This is a genomic window from Microbulbifer sp. THAF38 (assembly GCF_009363535.1).
Lineage (GTDB): Bacteria > Pseudomonadota > Gammaproteobacteria > Pseudomonadales > Cellvibrionaceae > Microbulbifer.
On the sequence record NZ_CP045369.1, the window covers coordinates 3,225,614 to 3,246,671 of the forward strand.

At 56.3% G+C, this 21,058-nt stretch carries 18 protein-coding genes; 3 read left to right on the forward strand and 15 right to left on the reverse strand.

The window, feature by feature from the left end; translation table 11 throughout:
* Positions 1-5: 5 nt before the first annotated feature.
* From FIU95_RS13920 to leuC, 14 genes are all read right to left on the reverse strand, one after another.
* Entirely contained in the window at positions 6-500 is a 495-nt protein-coding gene (locus FIU95_RS13920) for a CvpA family protein (RefSeq protein ID WP_152454343.1), read from the reverse strand.
* Between the two features lie 433 nt (positions 501-933).
* Complete coding sequence (locus FIU95_RS13925; protein ID WP_172975410.1) at positions 934-1,620, reverse strand: SPOR domain-containing protein; 687 nt, start codon at positions 1,618-1,620, stop codon at positions 934-936.
* Positions 1,601-2,872 carry a bifunctional tetrahydrofolate synthase/dihydrofolate synthase gene (folC, locus tag FIU95_RS13930; RefSeq protein WP_152454345.1) on the reverse strand — a complete coding sequence of 424 codons (1,272 nt, stop codon included), beginning with the start codon at positions 2,870-2,872 and terminating at the stop codon, positions 1,601-1,603. Before folC ends, FIU95_RS13925 begins: the two co-directional genes overlap by 20 nt.
* Positions 2,873-2,954: 82 nt before the next feature.
* Positions 2,955-3,809 carry an acetyl-CoA carboxylase, carboxyltransferase subunit beta gene (accD, locus tag FIU95_RS13935; RefSeq protein WP_152454346.1) on the reverse strand — a complete coding sequence of 285 codons (855 nt, stop codon included), beginning with the start codon at positions 3,807-3,809 and terminating at the stop codon, positions 2,955-2,957.
* Between the two features lie 159 nt (positions 3,810-3,968).
* Positions 3,969-4,778 carry a tryptophan synthase subunit alpha gene (gene trpA, locus FIU95_RS13940; RefSeq protein WP_152454347.1) on the reverse strand — a complete coding sequence of 270 codons (810 nt, stop codon included), beginning with the start codon at positions 4,776-4,778 and terminating at the stop codon, positions 3,969-3,971.
* A 92-nt stretch (positions 4,779-4,870) separates the two neighbouring features.
* Positions 4,871-6,094 (reverse strand): tryptophan synthase subunit beta, encoded by a 1,224-nt coding sequence (gene trpB, locus FIU95_RS13945; RefSeq protein WP_152454348.1) that lies wholly within the window; start codon positions 6,092-6,094, stop codon positions 4,871-4,873.
* A gap of 322 nt (positions 6,095-6,416) precedes the next feature.
* Entirely contained in the window at positions 6,417-7,028 is a 612-nt protein-coding gene (locus FIU95_RS13950; RefSeq protein ID WP_152454349.1) for a phosphoribosylanthranilate isomerase, read from the reverse strand.
* Between the two features lie 151 nt (positions 7,029-7,179).
* Positions 7,180-8,073 (reverse strand): tRNA pseudouridine(38-40) synthase TruA, encoded by an 894-nt coding sequence (truA, locus tag FIU95_RS13955; protein WP_152454350.1) that lies wholly within the window; start codon positions 8,071-8,073, stop codon positions 7,180-7,182.
* Positions 8,074-8,241: 168 nt separating this feature from the next.
* Entirely contained in the window at positions 8,242-11,661 is a 3,420-nt protein-coding gene (locus FIU95_RS13960) for a FimV/HubP family polar landmark protein (RefSeq protein WP_152454351.1), read from the reverse strand.
* Between the two features lie 197 nt (positions 11,662-11,858).
* Positions 11,859-12,854, reverse strand: coding sequence for an Asd/ArgC dimerization domain-containing protein (locus tag FIU95_RS13965; RefSeq protein WP_152454352.1), 996 nt, complete (start codon positions 12,852-12,854; stop codon positions 11,859-11,861).
* 191 nt (positions 12,855-13,045) lie between these two features.
* On the reverse strand, positions 13,046-14,161 hold the full coding sequence (gene asd, locus FIU95_RS13970; RefSeq protein WP_152454353.1) for an aspartate-semialdehyde dehydrogenase: 1,116 nt from the start codon (positions 14,159-14,161) through the stop codon (positions 13,046-13,048).
* An 89-nt stretch (positions 14,162-14,250) separates the two neighbouring features.
* A complete protein-coding gene (gene leuB / locus FIU95_RS13975) occupies positions 14,251-15,309 on the reverse strand; it encodes a 3-isopropylmalate dehydrogenase (protein ID WP_371416966.1) in 1,059 nt (352 codons plus the stop codon).
* A 27-nt stretch (positions 15,310-15,336) separates the two neighbouring features.
* The gene (leuD, locus tag FIU95_RS13980) at positions 15,337-15,987 is read right to left on the reverse strand and encodes a 3-isopropylmalate dehydratase small subunit (RefSeq protein ID WP_152454355.1); all 651 of its coding nucleotides are present in this window, start codon (positions 15,985-15,987) and stop codon (positions 15,337-15,339) included.
* Complete coding sequence (gene leuC / locus FIU95_RS13985) at positions 15,987-17,435, reverse strand: 3-isopropylmalate dehydratase large subunit (RefSeq protein ID WP_152454356.1); 1,449 nt, start codon at positions 17,433-17,435, stop codon at positions 15,987-15,989. The genes leuD and leuC overlap by 1 nt, the downstream gene beginning before the upstream one ends.
* A gap of 142 nt (positions 17,436-17,577) precedes the next feature.
* On the opposite strand from leuC, the gene FIU95_RS13990 reads away from it, so the two are divergent.
* From FIU95_RS13990 to FIU95_RS14000, 3 genes are all read left to right on the forward strand, one after another.
* A complete protein-coding gene (locus tag FIU95_RS13990; protein WP_152454357.1) occupies positions 17,578-18,450 on the forward strand; it encodes a LysR family transcriptional regulator in 873 nt (290 codons plus the stop codon).
* Positions 18,451-18,636: 186 nt separating this feature from the next.
* Entirely contained in the window at positions 18,637-19,374 is a 738-nt protein-coding gene (locus tag FIU95_RS13995; protein WP_152454358.1) for a TIGR04219 family outer membrane beta-barrel protein, read from the forward strand.
* A gap of 252 nt (positions 19,375-19,626) precedes the next feature.
* Positions 19,627-20,679: a nitronate monooxygenase family protein gene (locus FIU95_RS14000; RefSeq protein WP_256366391.1), complete on the forward strand. Its 1,053-nt coding sequence runs from the start codon at positions 19,627-19,629 to the stop codon at positions 20,677-20,679.
* Between the two features lie 49 nt (positions 20,680-20,728).
* Here FIU95_RS14000 and FIU95_RS21340 read toward each other — a convergent pair whose 3' ends face one another.
* Positions 20,729-20,941 carry a VOC family protein gene (locus FIU95_RS21340; protein ID WP_216646249.1) on the reverse strand — a complete coding sequence of 71 codons (213 nt, stop codon included), beginning with the start codon at positions 20,939-20,941 and terminating at the stop codon, positions 20,729-20,731.
* Positions 20,942-21,058 lie beyond the last annotated feature (117 nt).

A 21,058-nucleotide genomic window follows, 5' to 3' on the forward strand; every position in this document is an offset into this window, starting at 1 on the left:
CCCGATTAAAATAACTCTACGAAATAGTCCTTCACAGACTTGGCCAGCTCCCGTGCACTGCCCTCGAATTCGAGGAAGTGGGGAATCAACACCGACTCACTCCACCAGCTGTCCTGATCCACCGGAGCCAGTGCCGGGGCCAGAATCAGCAGTGCCATCACCACAATGGCTCCCCGCGCCAGACCAAACACCATACCCAGCACCCGATCGGTACCGGACAAACCAGTGGCCTCGACAAAAGCAGAAAGCATCATATTCAACAGAGCCCCAGCCAGGAGCGTACCGAAGAACAGAATGGCGAAGGCGGCGATCGCCTGGAGAGATGGGGTATCGACAAGGTTTGAAAGCAGTGGTGCCAGCTGTTCGCGAAACATCATCGCGACCAAAAAAGCGGCAACCCAGGTGAGCAGTGACAGGGTTTCACGCACGAAACCTCGACTAAGGCCGATAAGTGTGGAAACACCCACAATAGCCACGATGGTCCAGTCAGCCCAATTCATTCAAACCTACCTGCGTGGCGGCTGCTGCCGCGAAGAGCGCGCATTCTAACTTAAGGGACTAAGCGCGTGAAGCCGTAGACGAATCGATTGGAATTTCCTACCCCAACTGCAAAATTTCGTGGGCGAATCGCCTTACCGCAATGGATTTATGCCGAAAAAAGTACAGGCGTATAGCCGCTTTCAGCGCGTCACCCTCCTGGGAAAGACCATACACCAGCGGGTAACGAGCCTAGCAAGAAATGAATGGACGCCCAGCCAGTTTCACAGCCACCCGCGAAATACTGGCACAGGCTGGAGAAATTGCCGCTTCTTTAGAGTGAGAGAGAGCCGAATGGCGAGAGAGAACCAAGAGAGGGTCGACAAGAGCGAGAGCGGCTCGTCAGGCTCGCTCCCTAGCATCGCTGTAATTACCTGCTTGCAGGTCAATAAGCCATCAGGCTTTAAAGCGGAGTACCAAGGTTTGTGCTTGCAATAGGGAATCCAGCTCCCGCTTAATACCCTCGGCATCGGCCTTATTGACCTTGGGCCCCACAAAGACCCGCACAAAGCGCCCTTTGTCCGTTTCCACCGCGCGGGTATAGGCGCGATAACCCTTATCCATCAGCCGCATGCGCAGCTGCTGCGCGCGGGAGTCGTCCTTGTAGGAGGCCACCTGTACCACCCAGGCCATCGGCTGCCCCTGCTCGTCCACCAGTGGCGAAGTGGCCTTTTTGGAAGTTTTGGCAGTATCGCTCTCCGCTTCCGAGGCGGAATCGCTCACGTCTTGCTTGGACTGTGAGCCGGACTGAGAATCGGGATGAGAGTCGGAAGCGGCAAACTTGGCCGCCCCCTCCGCAGGGTTGGAAAACTTCTCCGGCACTTCCGGTTGAAAAATCTCTCCAGCCGCAGGAGCCGGTGCCACACCGGCAACAGGCTCGGGTTTGCCAATCTCAACCGGGCGAATATCGGGTTCCGCCGGGATCTGGCTCGCTTCGCTGATAGGCCCCTTGGACTCCCGGTCCAGCAGGCTCGGCAGGAAAATTACCGCGAGCGCAATCAGCACCAGCGCACCGACAATGCGCTGTTTAAAGCCGTCGTTCAGCCGCCCTCTGAGGGGGGACTTATCCTCGCAATTCTCCATTACCCTCGTCTCGTATCTGCTGCAGAACTTCCGCCACAGTAAAGAAGGATCCATAGACAAGCAACCTGTCCTGTGGACCGAGGGTCGGCAGCAGTTGTGACAACCCTTCGGCTACAGTTGGACAGCGCCGATCCATATTTGTCTCATCCACGCCAGCTTCTTGAAGCCCCGCGCACAGCGCCTCGCCACCGGCAGCACGGTTATTTTCCGGCAGCAGGGCCGGGTGCCAGCGATCCACCAGTCCACGGAGAGGGGCAAACAGGCCGGGCAGGTCCTTGTCTTTCATAGCTGCTACCAAAGCATGGGTCTTCCCCTCTACCGGGTTGGCGGCAAGCCAATTTGCCAGGTGTTCCGCCGCAGCCGGGTTGTGCCCCACATCCAACAGCAGATTTCGCTCATGCCAATAGACTTGCTGACAGCGCCCGGGCAGCGTTATTTGGGCCAGGGCTGTCTCGCTACCCTCTTGAGGTAGAGCATCCAGTATTGCCAGAGCGGTGAGCGCGGCAGCGATACTGGGACGCGGCAAGCTGATATCCGGTATCGACAGTACCAGATCACCAAAGTGATAGATCTCACTGTCCCCACTCGAAGTGATACTGAAATCCTGGCCAATAAAATAACTGGAACTGGCCTGCTTTTCGGACGCAGACAACACCGATTGAGGCGGTGCGCTATCTGCACAGATGAAGGGGGCACCGGGACGCAAAATGCCTGCCTTCTCGCGGCCGATAACCTCTCGATCACTGCCCAACCAATCCTCGTGATCAACCGCCACACTGGTGATAACCGCCAAGTCGGCATCCACCAGGTTGACCGCATCCAACCGGCCACCGAGGCCGACTTCCAGCAGGGCATATTCCACTCCCGCGCGCTGGTATAACCACAGTGCGGCCAGGGTGGTGAACTCAAAATAGGTCAGGCTGGTTTCCCCACGAGCAGCCTCCACCGCGACAAAAGACTCGACCAACTGTTGATCGGATACCTCCTCGCCATTGATACGTATCCGTTCATTAAAACGCAGCAGGTGTGGAGAGCTGTAAGCCCCAACAGAGTGACCGGCGTGACATAAGAGTGCCTCCATAGTCGCCACACAGGAGCCCTTGCCATTGGTGCCCGCCACGGTAATCACCTTGGGGGCGGGTTTTTGCACCCCCAGGGTAGCGGCGACAGAGGAGACACGCTCGAGCCCCAGTTCTATTTCAGTAGGGTGCAGCCGCTCCAGGCGGGCGAGCCAATCTTGTAATGAGGACATAATCGGATAGATCGCTGGTGGGAGGCAGCAGCCAGGTTTTCTTCCTGGCTACTCTTAAGCACCTCCGGGGAATGGGGAATAATTAATTACCGCTCAGTTTACCCAATAGGCGCGAGACGGTGGTGCGCATATCCTTGCGCGGAATAATCATATCGATTGCGCCGTGCTCCAGCAGGAATTCACTGCGCTGGAAACCCTTGGGCAATTTCTGGCGGATGGTCTGCTCGATAATATTGGGGCCAGCAAACCCGGCACGTGCGCCCGGTTCGGCCGCATTGATATCCCCCAACAGGGCCAGGGAGGCCGAAACGCCGCCATACACGGGGTCGGTCATAATGGAGATATAGGGCACACCCGCCATCTTCATTTTTTCCAGCACCGCCGAGGTCTTGGCCATCTGCATCAGGGAGATCAAAGCCTCCTGCATGCGCGCCCCACCAGTGGCTGAGAAGCACACCAGAGGAATGCGCTGCTCCAAGGCGCGCTGGGCCGCGCGAGTAAAGCGCTCTCCCACCACATAACCCATGGAACCGCCGTGGAAGGCAAATTCGAAGGCCACCGCCACCAAGGGCTCGCCGTTCAAGGTGCCCTGCATGGCAATCAATGCGTCTTTTTCACCAGTGGATTTTTGCGCCTGCAGCAGGCGATCTTTGTACTTTTTGACGTCTTTAAACTTCAGGCGATCCACTGGCAGCACATCGGTGGCCAGTTCTTCACGCCCGTCCTCATCGAGGAAGATATCCAAGCGACGGCGGGCGCCGATACGCAAATGGTGATCGCACTTGGGGCACACATCCAGGTTGCGCTCCAGCTCCGGGCGGTAAAGCATGGCGTCACACTTGACGCACTTCTTCCATACCCCCTCTGGGACCTTGCTGTTGCCGGCACGTCGCTCGGTGCGAATTACCGCGGGAACAATTTTTTCTAACCAGCTCATCTCGTTTCCAAATCCGGATGCTTTCTGTAGGCCGGCGCATTTTACCGACCGGTGAGTTTCAGGCTACGAATTAAAACACTAAGCTGAACATCAAACCCAGCCAGATCAGCCGCTATTTTTGGTGATCTGGCCAGCTTCCTGCCTTAGCCCGGGGCAAGCCTAGCGGTCCAGAGCCCGGCGCATCTCGCTGACGATGTCCCCCAGCTTCGCCTTGGCGGCAGCCAGATCCGCAGCGTTATCTACCGCTGAGACCAGCACACTACCCACTACCGCGCCGTCGCCATGGGCACTGACGGATCGCGCCGAGCTACCGTCTTTGATACCAAAACCCACACACAGGGGCAAATCGGTGAAGCGGCGAATATGTTCGAGATTATCGCGCACAGAGTCCAGGTCGAGATGGCCGGCACCGGTAACGCCCTTCAGGGAGACGTAATACACAAAACCACTGGCCAGGCCGGTAATCTCGCGAATACGCTCTTCGGTGGTGGTGGGCGTCAGCAGGAAGATATTGCGCAGGTTCCGCTCCGCCAAAAGCTTATTGAGCGGCCCCGCTTCCTCCGCCGGCAGATCCACCGTGAGGGCACCGTCAACTCCGGCATCGAGCGCAGCATCGGCGAACTCCCGCTCACCCATACGCTGGATCGGGTTGGCATACCCCATCAGGATAATCGGGGTCTCCGCATCCACCTGACGGAACTCTTTAACCAGCGCCAGACACTTGCGCAACGAGGCACCACTGGCCAGGGCGCGCTCATGCCCCTTCTGGATTACCGGCCCCTCAGCCATGGGATCGGAAAAAGGCACCCCCAGCTCGATAATATCCGCACCACTGGCCACCAGCTGATGCATCAGGGGTACGGTATTTTCCAGGCCGCCATCACCGGCGACGATATAAGTTACCAGGGCCTTTCGGCCCTCGCCGCGCAGTCTGGCAAAGCGGCGATCAATTCTATTTTGTTCTGTCACTGTGTATTCCCTGAGCTACTCCTGGCTTAGCGCCAGCTCACTTGGTCACGATTTTTTTGATAGGCCCACCCGAGGTGGTGGGCAGAGCGCCGTTAAACCTCAATACCGTCAATCGCGGCAACGGTGAAAATATCTTTGTCACCGCGACCGGAGAGGTTCACCACGATGTTTTGTTCAGGCGCCATTTCAGCCGCAAGTTTCATCGCGTAGGCAACTGCATGGCTGGACTCCAATGCCGGCAGAATACCCTCGGTGCGGGTGAGACGACGGAAGGCCTCGAGCGCCTCTTTATCATCGGCGGTGACATACTCAACACGGCCGATATCTTTGAGCCAGGCGTGTTCGGGACCGACACCTGGGTAGTCGAGGCCCGCAGAAACCGAGTGGGTCTCAATAATCTGGCCGTCTTCGTCTTCCATCAAATAGGTGCGGTTGCCGTGTAAAACACCGGGAATACCATCGTTGAGCGGCGCCGCGTGCTTGCCGGAAGCCAGGCCTTCACCGCCGGCCTCAACGCCAAACATTTTCACTTCAGAATCATTGAGGAAGGGGTGGAACAGGCCAATCGCATTGGAGCCACCGCCAACACAGGCCACCAGGGCATCGGGCAACTGACCAAACTGTTCCAGGCTCTGGCGACGCGCTTCGCGGCCAATAATGGAGTTAAAGTCCCGCACCAACTGGGGATAGGGATGGGGGCCAGCCACGGTGCCGATAATGTAGAAGGTGTTATCGACATTGGTCACCCAATCGCGCATGGCCTCATTCATAGCGTCTTTCAAGGTCTTGGAACCGGACTCCACCGGCACCACTTCGGCGCCCAACAGCTTCATACGGTAGACATTGGGGGATTGGCGTTTGACGTCTTCAGCGCCCATATAAACGGTGCACTGCAACCCCAAGCGTGCGGCCACGGTAGCGGTGGCCACACCGTGTTGGCCAGCACCGGTTTCAGCAATGACGCGACTCTTACCGCTGTGCTTGGCCAACAGTGCCTGGCCAACGGTATTGTTTACTTTGTGCGCACCGGTATGGTTGAGGTCTTCCCGCTTAAGCCAGATTCGCGCACCGCCCGCCTGCTCAGTCAATCGCTCAGCGAGATACAGCGGTGATGGCCTGCCTACATAGTGCGCCAGATCGTGATCAAAGGCAGCGACAAAATCCGGATCATCTTTCAGGCGGCTATACATTGCCTGAAGCTCATCCAATGCGCTGATCAGCGTCTCCGATACAAAGCGACCGCCGTAGGGACCAAAATGTCCGCTCGCATCCGGGAAGGTGGAAAAATCGATAGCACCTGGCTTACTCACACTCATACTCCGTGGGTCACGTGGTTTTTAAACTGTTTGCCTATTTATTAATGCTTGAATAATTCCTCCTGAACTATTCAAGCATCGCCAGAAAATACTGGCGCAGATGCGTGGATCTGCTGGTATTTTCTGGCTCGCGCCGGCACTGCCGGCGGCGGCACTTCCCTGTGCCGCTTTCATCCTATGCAACAATAGTTCCCTCTGAAGCATTCAAACATCACCAGAAAATACCGGTGCAGGTATACAGAGCTGCTTGTATTTTCTGGTTGGTACCGGTTTTACCGGCAGCGACACATTCTTGTGACGCTAAATTATTCTATCTCGCAAACTAATTGCCTTTAGCTGCGCGAATAAAAGCACTCACTTTTTGCCGGTCTTTAATACCCGGCGCCTCTTCTACGCCGCCGCTGACATCCACTCCCTGGGGGCGCGCTGCTGATATCGCCTTGGAAACATTGTCCGCGTTCAGTCCGCCGGCAAGAACTATGGACCGGCCACTTTCCTGCGGCACCCTGTCCCAGTCGAAGGTCTCACCGGTGCCACCGGGTACACCTGGGCGATAGGCATCCAGTAAAAAACCGCGCGCTTTGGGGTGTTCCTGCATTGCAGCGGCGACATTCAAGCCCTCTTTCATGCGCAAAGCCTTGATATAGGGCCGGCGAAACTGCTCGCAGTAACGGGCTCTTTCCTCACCGTGAAATTGCAATAGGTTGAGGGGAACCAACTCCAGTGCCTGACCTACTTCACTCTGAGCGGCATCCACGAATAAGCCTGTCAGGGTAACAAAGGGAGGAACCGCTGCGGCAATTACTGCGGCAGCCTTGGGGTCGATATAGCGAGGACTGGCCTTATAGAAGACCAGTCCCAGCGCATCCGCGCCGGCGTCAACAGCCATCAGGGCATCTTCTACACGGGTGATGCCGCAAATCTTCACTTGCATCGCTTAACCTGGAGCCGGCCGAGCGGCCAACAAAAATGAGGGAACTCAGGATACTAGCAGATTGGCACGGGGGGCGAAACGCGTGCTATTTCGCCGAAAGTGCAACCTGAGAGCCCGACTGAAAGGATACGCGATAAAATCTGCCAATTATTTAAAGCTGCGGGAGCGTACCGAGTGCCAGGGGCACCAGCAAAGGTCCCGGTTCGCAGACAGGCAATTGAAATTCCCGCGGGTATCGCACATCCACCAAATATAAACCGAATGGCGGCGCAGTGACTCCACCGGCGGAGCGATCGCGCTTCTCCAGTACCTCCCATACCCAGTCGGGGCTGCGCTCTCCTCGCCCCACTGCCATCAAAACGCCGGTAATATTGCGCACCATATGGTGTAAGAAAGCGTTGGCGCTCACTTCCAACACGATCAGCTGCCCCACACGAGCGATATCCAGTCGGGTGATCTCCCGCACTGGGCTCTTGGCCTGACACTGGGAGGCGCGGAAACTGGTGAAATCCTGGCGACCAACCAAGTGCTTCGCCCCCTCGCGCATGGCATCCATGTCCAGTGGGTGCTGAGTCCAGGTCACCTCGGCCGCACTGTGTGCTGAGCGGGTCGGCGCACTGTGAATTAAATAGCGATAGCTACGCGCATGGGCAGAAAAGCGCGCATGAAATTGTGCCGGCATCTCACGAACCCAGCGCACTCGCACAGAGTCCGGCAGTTTGGTATTCACGCCTTGAACCCAGGCGCGCTCCGGGCGCTGAGCACGGGTATCGAAGTGAACCACCTGATTCGTGGCATGCACTCCAGCGTCGGTACGACCAGCGCAAACCAGGGTGATAGGTTCCGCAGCGATATTGGAGAGGGCCCGCTCCAGATGGGCCTGTACAGTTTCCGCGGCAGACTTCTGTTTTTGGAAGCCGTGCAGCCGCGCGCCACAATACTCAACACCCAGTGCAATTCGACGCAGCCCTTCGGGCAGCTGTTCACCGGGGGGGACCTCTCCATTGGCTTTGTAGATGTATTCGCGATCTGTCGCCTGCGTCATAACGGCAAAAATACTCTGAAAATGTGCCGCCCCCAAAGCCGAGGGCAGTGTTTAGTAAAAAAATCCGACAACTCGAATAGAGCGCGAAAAATTCGCCGGGGAGTCCCTGGCAACATAAAAAAACCTCGCAGCCTGTGCGAGGTTTTTTTGGGCGGAGTCGTGAGGCGGTTAAACCATGCGCTCCAACATCTCCTCTGCGCGGCTCTTATGCTCGCCACCGCCATCCTGGGCCACTTCCTTGAGGATATCCTTGGCACCCTCTTTGTCACCCATGTCCATATAAGCCTGGGCCAACTCCAACTTGGTACCCATCTCGTCGCCACCTTCTAGCAGGCTGAGCTCGGAATTGAGATCGCTCTCCAAATTGAAATCCAAACCGGCAAATTCGGACTCGGCATCTTGCTGTTGTGTGGCAGCCACTTCACGACTCTGCTTATTGCCAGCCTGCTCCTGGCCAAGTGGTTCTTGAGCTGGTACAGACTCCAGATCGAGATCATTCTCGGTGCCCAACTCCAAAGCCAGATCCCCGTCGGTAGATTCGTCAATCAGGGCCAGCTCGTCTTCGAGGGAGAACTCCTCTTCAACAGCGCCTTCGCCAATAGACAACTCTTCACCGGTAGCCTCTAGGGAGGCCATATCGAAGTCGAGATCCTCTTCCTGTGGCAAACCATTGGGTTCGGCATTATCGGCAACTGCGGCGCTGGTTGCGACCTCCAGAGATTCTGTCGAAGCGAGATCACCGGTAAGATCGTCGAGATCAATGCTATCGAGATCCAGCTCACCATCCAACTCTGAGCCAATCATATCCAGGTCGTCCTCGGAGAAAGCCTCCAGCGAGAACTCATCCTCGCTACCCGCGCTTGGTGCTGCATCGACAACAGCCTCCAACTCCTGGGCTTCCAGACTATCCTCAGTCGCCGCGACCTCTTCGGCGTGCAGTTCCTTAGCGTCCCCTTCCATCATGGAGAGGTCTAATTCAAAATCCAAACCGCCAATGGAGCCACCGGACTTGCTCTTTTCAGTCTCTACACCGGCCTCTTCCAGCTCAGTAGCCAGCTCGTCAACGCCAGCCTCTGGGCTCTCAGCGGTATCGAGCGCCAGGGAGTCGAGGTCCAGTTCAGAGGTATCAAAATCGATTGGGGCAAGATCTCCCTCGTTCTCTGCGGCAGCTTCACCAGCCAGGGAATCTTGCAACGCCAGTTCATCGGACCCTGTGGTATTCAGGTCACCGAGATCCAAGTCGCCTAAATCGAGATCATCGAGGTTTAACTCTTCATCACTATTAGACGCCAACTGGGAGTTGGCCTGATCGGTATCCAGAGCGTCATCGAGATCCAAATCATCGAGGTTGAATTCGCTATCCAGATCGAGGGAGTCTCCCGTGTCCAGGGGCGGCTCCGCAAAGGTGTCATCCAGGTCGAGGGACAGTTCCTCTGTAGATAGTTCGCCATCCACTTTCTCATGGTCCAGGGACAGATCCATGGTGAGGTCGTCGAGCAGCGAGTTATCGCCATTAAAGCCCTCCTCATTAGAATGGGCTGGCTCGGCCCCGGAAAAATCCTGATCTAGAGCGGCGCCAATATCGTCCAGTTGCGCCGCTTCCAGGGACTCGCTGGAGAAATCCATCGCCGGGGCTTCAAAGTCAGGGGCACCGGCAATCGTTTCACGCAGGCGTGCCGCGCGGTCCGCCGCAGGGCCATCGCTGATAGCAAGCAGCTGGATATAGTGGTCGTCGAACTTCTCAATATCCTGATTGTGGGCGTAAACCTCCATCAGCATCAGCCGCGCATCCACTACCTGGGGGTCTTTCTCCAAGCCCAGCAGCAGTTTGCTCTCGGCTTCTTCGTACTGCCCCAGAGACAGGTGAATTTCCGCCTCAGAGATGGGGTCATCGGTACCCACATCACCCAGGTCGCTGAGGTCGAAAGCATCATCGGCTTCCATACTCTCCACTGCGGCCAGGGTTTCATCCGCTGTGGTGGCCTCTTCAGGCAAGTCCAGGGAGGATTCCTCTGCGGCCAGCTGTTGCTCCAGTTGCTGCTCAGCCTCCTGTTCAGCCTTGCGGCGGCGCCAGGTAAAGAAACCGAACAAGCCCACCAGCAAACCTGCGGCACCGATGCCGACCAATTGCATATTACCGCCGAGCTTCTCCATCAGGCTGGGCTCAGGCTGGGTTTGAACGGACACTACGCGATTGCGCGATTCCGGCTCGGCGGCAGTCGCTTGCGCAGTATTCTGCTCGACAGAATCATCGTGGGATTCGCCAGCAAGGGCTTCATCCGACTGACCTTCCTCGCTGTCCAACTCATTGTTGACCAGTTCATTGTCGGCCAGCTCGTCGCTTTCAATTTCGCTGGTATCGAGGAGCGGATCAGATAATTCGGCGGCGGCCTGCACCGCGAGCATTTCATCATTGGAAACCTCGACCAAGGCCTCCATGGTATCGATCTGTTCATCGAGTTCGGCGATACGCTCGCGCAACTCAGTATTTTCCAGCTGGGATTTATCCAGCTCTTCTTCGGCCACCGTCAGGTCGCCTTCCAGGGCCTCGCTATCCTCGGAACCACTGCCGGAGCCCGAGATAACAGATTCGTTGTCGCCGGGGGCGGTCAGGCTTACGCGACCTTCAATCTCGGTGCTGGCGAGGCGCTCTTCCTCTACAGGGCGCGCATCCAGCGGCGCTCCTGTAGCGACTTCCTCGGAGCGGTTACGCTGACGCCAGGAGTCATTCTGCTGTGCCACCTCGGAAATTGCCTCGGTGAGGCTCAGACTGCGCAAATCTTCGTTGTTGGGCAGACGCAGCACCGCACCCTTTTTCAACAGGTTGATATTGCCGTTGATAAAAGCTTCCGGATTCAGGCGCTGGATCGCCAACATGGTTTGCTGCACGGAAAATTCGCGGCTAACACGATTTTCCAGGGCGATTTCCCACAGGGTATCGGCGGAGGAAACCGGGCCGTAAACCTGGCTGCTATCGCCACTATTTGTAGAGGCGCGCTGCGGCTGACGACGCACAGGCTCGGGTTGCTGTGCCGCAGGTGTTTCAGTGGGCTGCTCCACTTCTGGCTCGACAACCGGCTGCGGTGCGGGTTGCGCCGGACGCGGAGCGGGTCTCTGAACTTGGGTGTCGCGGCGCACCTGCTGGCGCTCGCGCTCGGCCGCGCGCACCGGCTGCTGAGCGCTGTTCGGTGAAAACGCCGGCAGATCCATCAACAGGGTGTATTCCCGCAGCAGGCGTCCACTGGGCCAGCGGGTTTCAACCAGGAAATTCAGAAAGGGTTCGCGGATAGGTTCGCGGCTGGTAATACGGACTACCGGCTTGCTGCCCGAATAATCCACATCAAAACGCAGTGAAGTGAGTAGGTAGGAGCGCTCTACTCCAGCGCGGTCAAATTCATCCGGCCCTGCCAGACGCACTTTGATCTCAGCATCATCCAGGCCGCGGGTTTGCAGCAGGCCAATCTCCGCATTGAGCGGTTGATTAAGGGTGGAGTTGAGTTTGATCTCCCCCAGTCCGAGCGCCAGAGTCGCGTTGCTTCCCAGTGCACCGACTAGACCAACTGCAAGTGCCAACTTACGCACACGCATATCCGATTCCCTTTATTGTTAGAATCTTCCCAGGGCTTCCGAAAAGCGCGCCTTCAGAAAATCCCCATTACTGAACAGTAATCGTTCGACTAATTGACCGCCATACGGGCGGCCACCAACCAGGGCGAATCATTCGCCATTCGCAGCCGGACCAAAGTTAAGATTACACCTTCACTATGGCGGCTAAGTATTAAATATCAGTAGTTTTTTAGCAACAAGTGAGCAATTTGTGCACAGTTCATTGCAACGTCTTTGCGCAAATTATCCGACACCGCACAAAGGTTTATCTGCCGCTTGCCAAGTAGGCTTTGGCGCAAGCGACCGATGATTGTCACGTCACTACCCACGGCATTTTCCGCCGAGGGTTGCTCCGCCAACTGAAGACGCACACCATTGGCTAACAGTGCGCGTATTTTTTCCAGGTCCGCCTCTTCGCGCAAAACAATGCCCAAATTGGCCAGCTGGCCGTGAAATACAGAAACCGTATTAATGCTGGCATCAATAGCGATGTTATCGCCGAGCAAACGGCGCAAGTCGTGAATCAAAGTCAGCTCGCCGAGGGTATGGCCACTGGCGAGCAGGGCTTCACTGGCGCTGAGCTGATTAAATGCGAGACGGTGACCAATGGCGGGATCGACTTCCGCATCCTGGCCACTGAACATACGCGCTGTCTGCGCCGCAGTGGCATCGATGGCAGCTTTGCCTAAGGCGGATACCGGTTGATTGAGTTGCACCTGCACACCCTGCAGATTTTCTGCCAGGGGAAATAGTGCTTCAGCCACCATGGCGGCACCGGCACTGGGCACTGCCACCACGCGGCGCTCTGCGCTGGCCAGCTCTGCGGCGTTGAAAGCGGGATGAATCAGGGCAACACTCTCGTCGCCGCGGGTGTTGTTCGCCGCATCTACCACCCAGGCACCGCTATTTTCGGCGCTGGTTATCGCCGTATTAATGGCTTCGCTGGAGTCCAGCAAAATGACCACCTGCCCCTCAGCAAAAGCGAATTTCTCCAGGGCTTGCACGGAGATACTGCGATTGGCAAATACCTGCGGATCGACTTCGCGCTCCTCGCTCTCCAGCAAACACAGCTGCTCGGCGGTAATAATTTCCCGCTCCTCCAGGATTTCCAGCAGAGGGGCAAAGGCGGCGTTATCGACACCGACGATGACCAGTTCGCGGGCGGCTTCGGACATGGCTATTCACTTCGTTGGGTTGGAAAGGAAAAAATGAGGGGGCGATTATACCCGCGGGGGAAAATCGAAAAAGCCGCTATGACAACTAGTAGCGGCTTTTTACTTGATGGGGTTCACAGCTTGGCAAAATGTCCTCTATTAACAAACGCTGCAACATGCGCCGCTGGAACACTTATACCAAGCTGTACCAGTTACAGCTTACCCAGCAAAATCAGCAGAATACGGCGCAGGGGTTCGGCTGCCCCCCAGAGTAATTGGTCGCCCACGGTAAAGGCGTTCAGATACTCTGGACCCATGCTTAACTTGCGCAGGCGCCCCACCGGGATATCCAGCTTGCCGGTCACCGCTGTGGGCGTCAGCTGCTGCAGAGTGGCTTCGCGCTCATTGGGTACCACATTGACCCAATCATTAGCACTGTCCAGCAACTGCTCTATTTCTGCTAGCGGCAAATCTTTTTTCAGCTTCACGGTAAAAGCCTGACTGTGGCAGCGCATTGCGCCGATACGCACACAGGTACCATCCACCGGAATTGGACTCTGGGTTTGCAGAATTTTGTTGGCTTCCACCTGGGCCTTCCACTCTTCACGGCTCTGGCCATTGTCCAACTGAGTGTCGATCCAGGGCAGCAGGCTGCCGGCCAGAGGGGCACCAAACTGCGCAGTGGGGAAATCTGCCGAGCGCATGTCCGCAACCACCTTGCGATCGATATCCAAAATGGCGCTGGCGGGATTTTCCAGCTCTGGCGCCACGCCGTCACGGATCGCGCCCATTTGCGCAATCAGCTCGCGCATATTCTTGGCGCCGGCACCGCTGGCGGCCTGGTAGGTCATGGCACTCACCCACTCCACCAGATCCGCTTTAAACAGGCCACCCAAAGCCATCAGCATCAGGCTCACAGTGCAGTTGCCGCCGATAAAATTCTTCTGCCCCGCATCAATGGCACGATCGATCACATCGCGGTTGACCGGGTCCAGAACGATTACCGCGTCCTCCTGCATACGCAGGCTGGATGCCGCATCGATCCAATAACCCTGCCAGCCGGCCTCGCGCAGGCGGGGGAAAACCTCTTTTGTGTAATCGCCGCCCTGGCAGCTGACAATGGCGTCCAACGCCGCGAGTGCATCGAGATCGTAAGCGTCGCCGAGCGGCGGCAACTCGCGGCCGATATCCGGCGCTTTGCCGCCAGCATTGGAGGTAGAGAAGAAGATCGGTTCAGCGATATGCGCAAAGTCATCCTCGGCGCCCATGCGTTCCAGTAATACCGAGCCAACCATACCGCGCCAGCCGATAAAACCTATTTTCTGCATTGCTTTGTCCTGTTTGTGAAGTGATCTGAGTGCGCCACCGAGAAAGCGGCGCGATAGTGAAATGGGCAATTTTTTACCGTCACCAGCGCTCAAAGCGCGGCGACGACGGCGGCGCCCATCTCCGCCGTGGAAACTTTGCGGCAACCCTCTGTGTAAATATCGGCAGTGCGCAGCCCCTGCTCCAGCACCTTACTGACTGCAGCCTCAATGGCATCCGCCGCTTCACCCATATCCAGGGAATAACGCAGCATCATCGCCGCAGACAGGATAGTGGCGAGGGGGTTGGCGATGCCCTGCCCGGCGATATCCGGAGCGGAGCCGTGGCAAGGTTCATACAAGCCGAAACCGTTTTCGTTTAGGGAAGCGGATGGCAGCATGCCGATGGAACCGGTGAGCATGGCGGCGGCATCGGAGAGAATATCGCCGAACATATTGCCAGTCACCATTACATCGAACTGCTTGGGTGCACGCACCAGCTGCATCGCGGCATTGTCCACATACATATGTGACAGTTCCACATCCGGGTACTCCGGCGCCAGGCGATCCAGTACTTCGCGCCAGAGCACGGTGACTTCCAATACATTCGCTTTATCTACAGAGCAGAGCTTGCCATTGCGCTTTTGCGCCGCCTCAAAAGCCGAGCGGGCGATGCGCTCAATTTCCGATTCGCTGTATACATAAGTGTTGAAGCCCTGGCGCTCGCCATTTTCCAGGGTGCGAATGCCGCGAGGCTCACCAAAATAAATCCCGCCGGTGAGTTCGCGCACAATCAGAATGTCCAGCCCAGCCACCACTTCCGGTTTGAGCGAAGAGGCGTCGGCCAGCTGCGGATAGAGAATGGCCGGGCGCAAATTGGCATAGAGGCCGAGCCCGCTGCGAATTTTCAGCAACCCCTTTTCCGGACGAATTTCACGCGCCAGGGTATCCCACTGGGGGCCACCGACAGCGCCGAGCAATACCGCATCGCACTCACCTGCAGCTTTGAGCGTTTCGTCGGTGAGCGGCTCACCATAAGCATCAATTGATGCGCCGCCGATGAGGCCCTGCTCAAAACTCAGCCCTAAATTGTATTTTTCCGATGCAACGTCCAGCACCGCCATAGCCTGCTCAACAATTTCCGGGCCAATGCCGTCGCCCGGCAGAATCATTACTTTTTTTGTCACAGGAATTTCCTTTTAGTACTGAACCGCATCGAAAAGCCAGGGCGCTTTTTCACGTCGCGCCATTTCATATGCGCGAATATCATCAGCGTGCTCCAAAGTCAGGCCGATGTGGTCGAGACCGTTAATCAGACAGTGTTTGTGGAAGGCATCCACCTCGAAGGCAATGGTCTCGCCACAGGGCTTATGTATATGCTGTTGCTCAAGGTCGACCGTGAGCGTGTAACCTTCCTGCGCGTGCGTTTCCTCGAACAAGCGGTGTACCACGGCTTCGGGCAAGACAATTGGCAGCAACCCATTTTTAAAGCAGTTATTAAAGAAGATATCGGCAAAACTGGGCGCAATGATTGCACGAAAACCGTGATCTTCCAGCGCCCAGGGGGCGTGCTCACGGCTGGAGCCACAGCCAAAATTTTCCCGCGCCAGCAGCACTGAGCCGCCCCCATAACGGGGGAAGTTCAGGGGAAAATCCGGGTTGATCGGACGGTTCGAGCAGTCCTGGCCGGGAAAACCTTCATCCAGGTAGCGCAACTCATCAAAGAGATTGGGGCCGAAGCCCGTGCGCTTGATGGACTTCAGAAACTGCTTGGGAATAATCAGATCTGTGTCGACATTGGCGCGATCCATAGGCACCACGATGCCCTGGTGCTGGGTAAATGCTCTCATCAGGCCATCTCCTCTTGCGCTTGCACTGGTGCCATCTCGCGCACATCAACAAAGTGTCCGGCAATCGCCGCTGCCGCCGCCATAGCGGGGCTGACTAGGTGTGTGCGGCCGCCGTAACCCTGGCGGCCTTCAAAGTTGCGGTTAGATGTGGAGGCGCAGTGCTCTCCGACCCCTAATTTGTCCGCATTCATTGCCAGACACATAGAGCAGGAGGGCTCGCGCCACTCAAAACCGGCTTCGACAAAAATTTCGTGCAACCCCTCGCGCTCCGCCTGGGCCTTAACCGCCTGGGAGCCGGGTACAATCAATACCTGCTTGACACTGTTGGCCTTGCTGCGGCCCTTGGCTACAGCGGCTGCGGCACGCAAGTCCTCAATACGGGAGTTGGTACAGGAGCCTATAAAGACACGGTCCAGTTTGATATCGCTAATCTTCTGCCCGGCGCTCAGTCCCATATATTCCAGAGCGCGTTGCATACCAGTGCGCTTGGTCGCATCGCCTTCGGCAGCGGGGTCCGGCACATTGGCACTTATAGGGACAACCATTTCCGGCGAGGTCCCCCAGCTCACCTGGGGCTCAATCTCCTCACCCTGTAGTACTACAACCTGATCAAAGTCCGCATCGTCATCGGTATGTAGATGGATCCAGGCCTCAACCGCTCTATCCCAATGCTCTCCTTTTGGTGCGTAGGGTTTATCTTTCACATAATCGAGAGTGATCTGATCTACCGCTACCATGCCCGCGCGAGCACCGGCTTCGATTGCCATATTGCAAACGGTCATGCGACCTTCCATCGACATCTTACGGATGACTTCACCACCGAACTCGATGGCATAGCCGGTACCACCGGCAGTGCCGATCTTGCCGATAATCGCCAGCACCACATCTTTGGCGGTAACACCTGGGAGCAGCTCGCCATCCACACGCACCAACATATTCTTCATTTTGCGCTGGATCAGGCACTGGGTGGCCATCACATGCTCCACCTCGGAGGTACCAATGCCGTGGGCCAGAGCCCCCAGCGCACCGTGGGTGGAGGTGTGAGAATCGCCACACACTACCGTCATACCCGGCAGGGTGGCGCCCGTTTCCGGGCCAATCACATGCACAATGCCCTGCCCCGGCTCGTTGATACCGAACTGCACCACGTCGAAATCCCGGCAGTTTTCATCCAGGGTCTGCACCTGAATGCGGGAAATATCGTCGCGGATACCGCTAACACCGGCCGCACGTTCAGCGCTTTCGGAAGGCACATTGTGATCGGGAGTCGCGACCAGGGAGTCTTTACGCCAGGGCTGCCGGCCAGCCAGGCGCAGCCCTTCAAAAGCTTGGGGGGAGGTCACCTCGTGAATCAGATGGCGGTCGATATAGATCAACGCGGACCCATCGTCACGGGTCTTGATCAGGTGGTCCTGCCAGAGTTTGTCGTAGAGTGTTTGCCCTGCCACAGCCGTTCCTCTCAATAGTTAAGCGCCCGAGTCTAACCAGGACTCAAAAATAACACCAATTTATATTTATTATCCAATGTATTCCAAAAAGGAATTTGAGGTACTATTGGGCCCAGAGTTCCATCAGTGAGAGACATAGCAATTGGAAATTCAGTGGTTGAAGGCTTTCCTGGCAATTGCCGAACAGGGTTCTGTATCGGGGGCGGCAGAGCAGCTGCACCTGACCCAGCCCGCCGCCAGCAAGCGCCTCGCCGCTCTGGAGCAGCAACTGCAGGCGCCGCTGTTTGATCGCATAGGCCGTAAGCTACAGCTCACCGATGCCGGGCGCGCCCTGCTGCCCCGCGCCCGCCATATCCTCAATGAAATCTCCGACACCGAACAAGAGTTGCGTGCCCTTGGCGATACCGTTAGCGGTAGCCTGCGCATCGCTACCAGTCACCATGTGGGTCTACATCACCTCCCGCCAGTACTTAAGGAATTCAGTAATCGCTACCCGAAAGTAGCCCTGGATATCGACTTCGTAGACTCCGAGCAAGCCTACGAAGCCCTGATGGCCGCCAAATACGAACTGGCCGTGGTCACCCTTGCTCTCAAGGATTACCCACACTTGAATGCGCAAGTGATTTGGCCGGACCCCTGCGTAGTAGTGGCGGCACCGAACCATCCACTCACCAGAATCCCAGAGTTAGAGCTGGCTGACCTAGCCAATTACCCCGCCATACTGCCAGACCTCAATACCTATACCGGGCGCCTGATCAAAAGGGAATTCGACGCCCAGGGCTTAAAGCTCACTTCCAAGCTGGCCACTAATTTTCTTGAAACAATCAAGATGATGGCCTGTGTCGGACTGGGCTGGAGTGTTTTGCCCCAAACTCTGGTGGATGAAAGCCTGGCAGTACTGCCGGTGAGAAAATTACAGGTCTTGCGCAACCTCGGTGTGATTAGCCATCGCGGGCGTACGCTAAGTAATGCCGCCAGCGCGCTACAGCGAATGCTATTTGAAGCGAACCCCTAAACTGCCAGGAGGCGGGAAATAAGACATAGTCTCGTATAAATTCCGCCCACCTTCGCCCGCCTTAAATAGCACAGCGCCCCACTCTTGCTTAATCGGCCAACAAATTTGTGAAAATGTGCAACTTACAGCAACACATTAAAAATAACCCTGTAAACTCCGCGGCAAATTTATCACGGAGAGAAACTCATGAAGAAATCTGCTATTGCCCTGTGCGCCCTTCTCAGCAGCGGTGCCGCCAGCGCTGATACGATTCTCGGCCTTGATGCCAGCCTCGGTGCATGGCTGCCAAATTACGACGGTAATATTGGTAAGGACGATTATAATTTGGACAAACTCTCCCTCAGTGAAGACCACATCACCTTTATTCAGGTCGCGCTGGAACACCCAATTCCGCTGGTGCCCAATGTCATGCTGGCACACAGCAACATTGATACCGATGGCAGCGCCGAACTGCAAAGCACCGTCACTTTCGACGATGTCACTTTCCAGACTGGCTCAACCATCAATACCGACCTCGACCTCACCCACACCGACGCAACTTTCTACTACGAAATTTTGGACAACTGGGTAAACCTGGACCTGGGCATTACCGCGCGCAGATACGACGGTGAATTTACCGCCATCAGTGAAGATCGCACAGAAACCATCCAACTAACAGGCTATCTGCCAATGGCCTATGGAATGGCACGTTTTGACCTGCCATTTAGTGGCTGGTCTGTTATTGCCCAGGGCAATGGCACCGCTTATCGCGGCGATACCCTCACCGATTTCACCGCAAAAGTGCGCTGGGATTTCGTACCTGCCGTGGACCTAGCGATTGAGGCCGGCTACCGCGTAATGAACCTGGACCTGGATGAACTGGACGACCTACAGAGCGATGTTGAGATTAAAGGCCCCTATATTGGTCTAAACCTGCACCTCTAATTACCCAGCTAAGCCTCAGGCCTAATTCATCTCCACCAATTCAAAAATTACTTCCGGCCCGCTATAGCTAGCGCGCCGGAATTCCCCTAAGGTGAGCCCATACCTTGCCCCTTGAGAAACCACTAGGCGGTGCGGCAACCTCTCTCAAATACCGCTAGCTAAAATCTCACTGAATATTCTTGAGGGCCGCAGAAACACAATAAACTCTTTTTCAGAGTTTCCTTAAAGCAAGAACAGCGAGGCGAACGGGCAGTGCAATCTTTTCTGCAAACACTGGGAATTTCCCACCCCATTTTTCAAGCGCCAATGGCCGGCGTCTCCACACCAGAGCTTGCTGCCGCGGTCTCCAATGCCGGCGGACTCGGCGCCATCGGCCTCGGCCCTTACTCCCCACAGAAAGCCGCTGAAAAAATCCAGCAGACTCGAGAACTCACTGAGCACCCCTTCAACGTCAATGTCTTCTGTCATCAACCGGCAGTTGCTGATCCCCAGCGTGAAGCCGCTTGGCTCAATCACCTGGCACCCTATTTCTCGGAGCTGGATGCGACGCCACCTCAAGCGTTACATGAGCCCTACCCGAGTTTTATTGGGAACAGCGAACTACTGGAAGTGCTCCTGCAAGAAAAGCCCGCCGTGGTAAGCTTTCATTTTGGATTGCCCGAGCAAGCCGCCATCAGCGCGCTCAAAGACTCTGGAATAATCCTGCTCGCCACTGCCACCACCCCCGAAGAAGCGAAGCTTGCTGAAGACGCAGGAATGGATGCCTTGATCGCTCAAGGCATAGAAGCGGGCGGCCATAGAGGGGTATTCGATCCAGAAGAAGATCGGGAAATAGGGACGCTCGCTCTAGTCCGCCTGCTTTGCAGCCAGAACAATCTGCCCATTATTGCCGCCGGAGGTATTATGGATGGAGCCGGTATACACGCAGCCCTCTCCCTCGGCGCCAGCGCTGTGCAGATGGGAACCGCCTTTATTCTTTGCCCAGAATCCGCCGCTGACGATAACTTCCGGGCAGCTCTTAAAAGTGAGCGAGCTCATAACACCGCGATCACCGCCAATATCTCCGGGCGTCCCGCTCGCGGTATTGCCAATCGTTTTTTCCGAGATCTAAACCGCGATGCGCCAGCAAGGCCTGATTACCCCATTTGCTACAGTGCCGGCAAGGCTCTCGCCAACGCCTCGGCTGCAGCTGGCAGCGATAGTTTTGCAGTGCAATGGGCTGGCCAGGGTGCCCCCCTATGCAGGGCCCTACCAGCAGCAGAATTAATTACTACCTTGGTCGCAGAACTGGAAGCCACACAGTAATTATTGACCAAATGTACTTTTCCCCGAGAATATTTTGACTCGGGGAAAATCACCGAGCAAAAATCGCTACCTTATTTCCATCCAGATCGCGGAAATAAGCACCATAGAAGGCTCCAGGGGCTCTATGACCGGGCTCCCCTTTGCTCATAGCACCCAAGCTAAGAGCCATACAATAAATACGATCAACTTCCTTTTCATTCTCAGCTTTAAGAGCAACCATAGTGCCATTACCAAAACTGGCAGACTCACTATTGAACGGCACTGTTAACGCGAGCCTAGTAGAGGAGTTGGGAAATTTCCAAAAGACCACTCTACCAGACGCATAAATTTCCTTACCACAAGCAAGCTAATTAACTGGCCATAAAAACTGCGAGCCTGC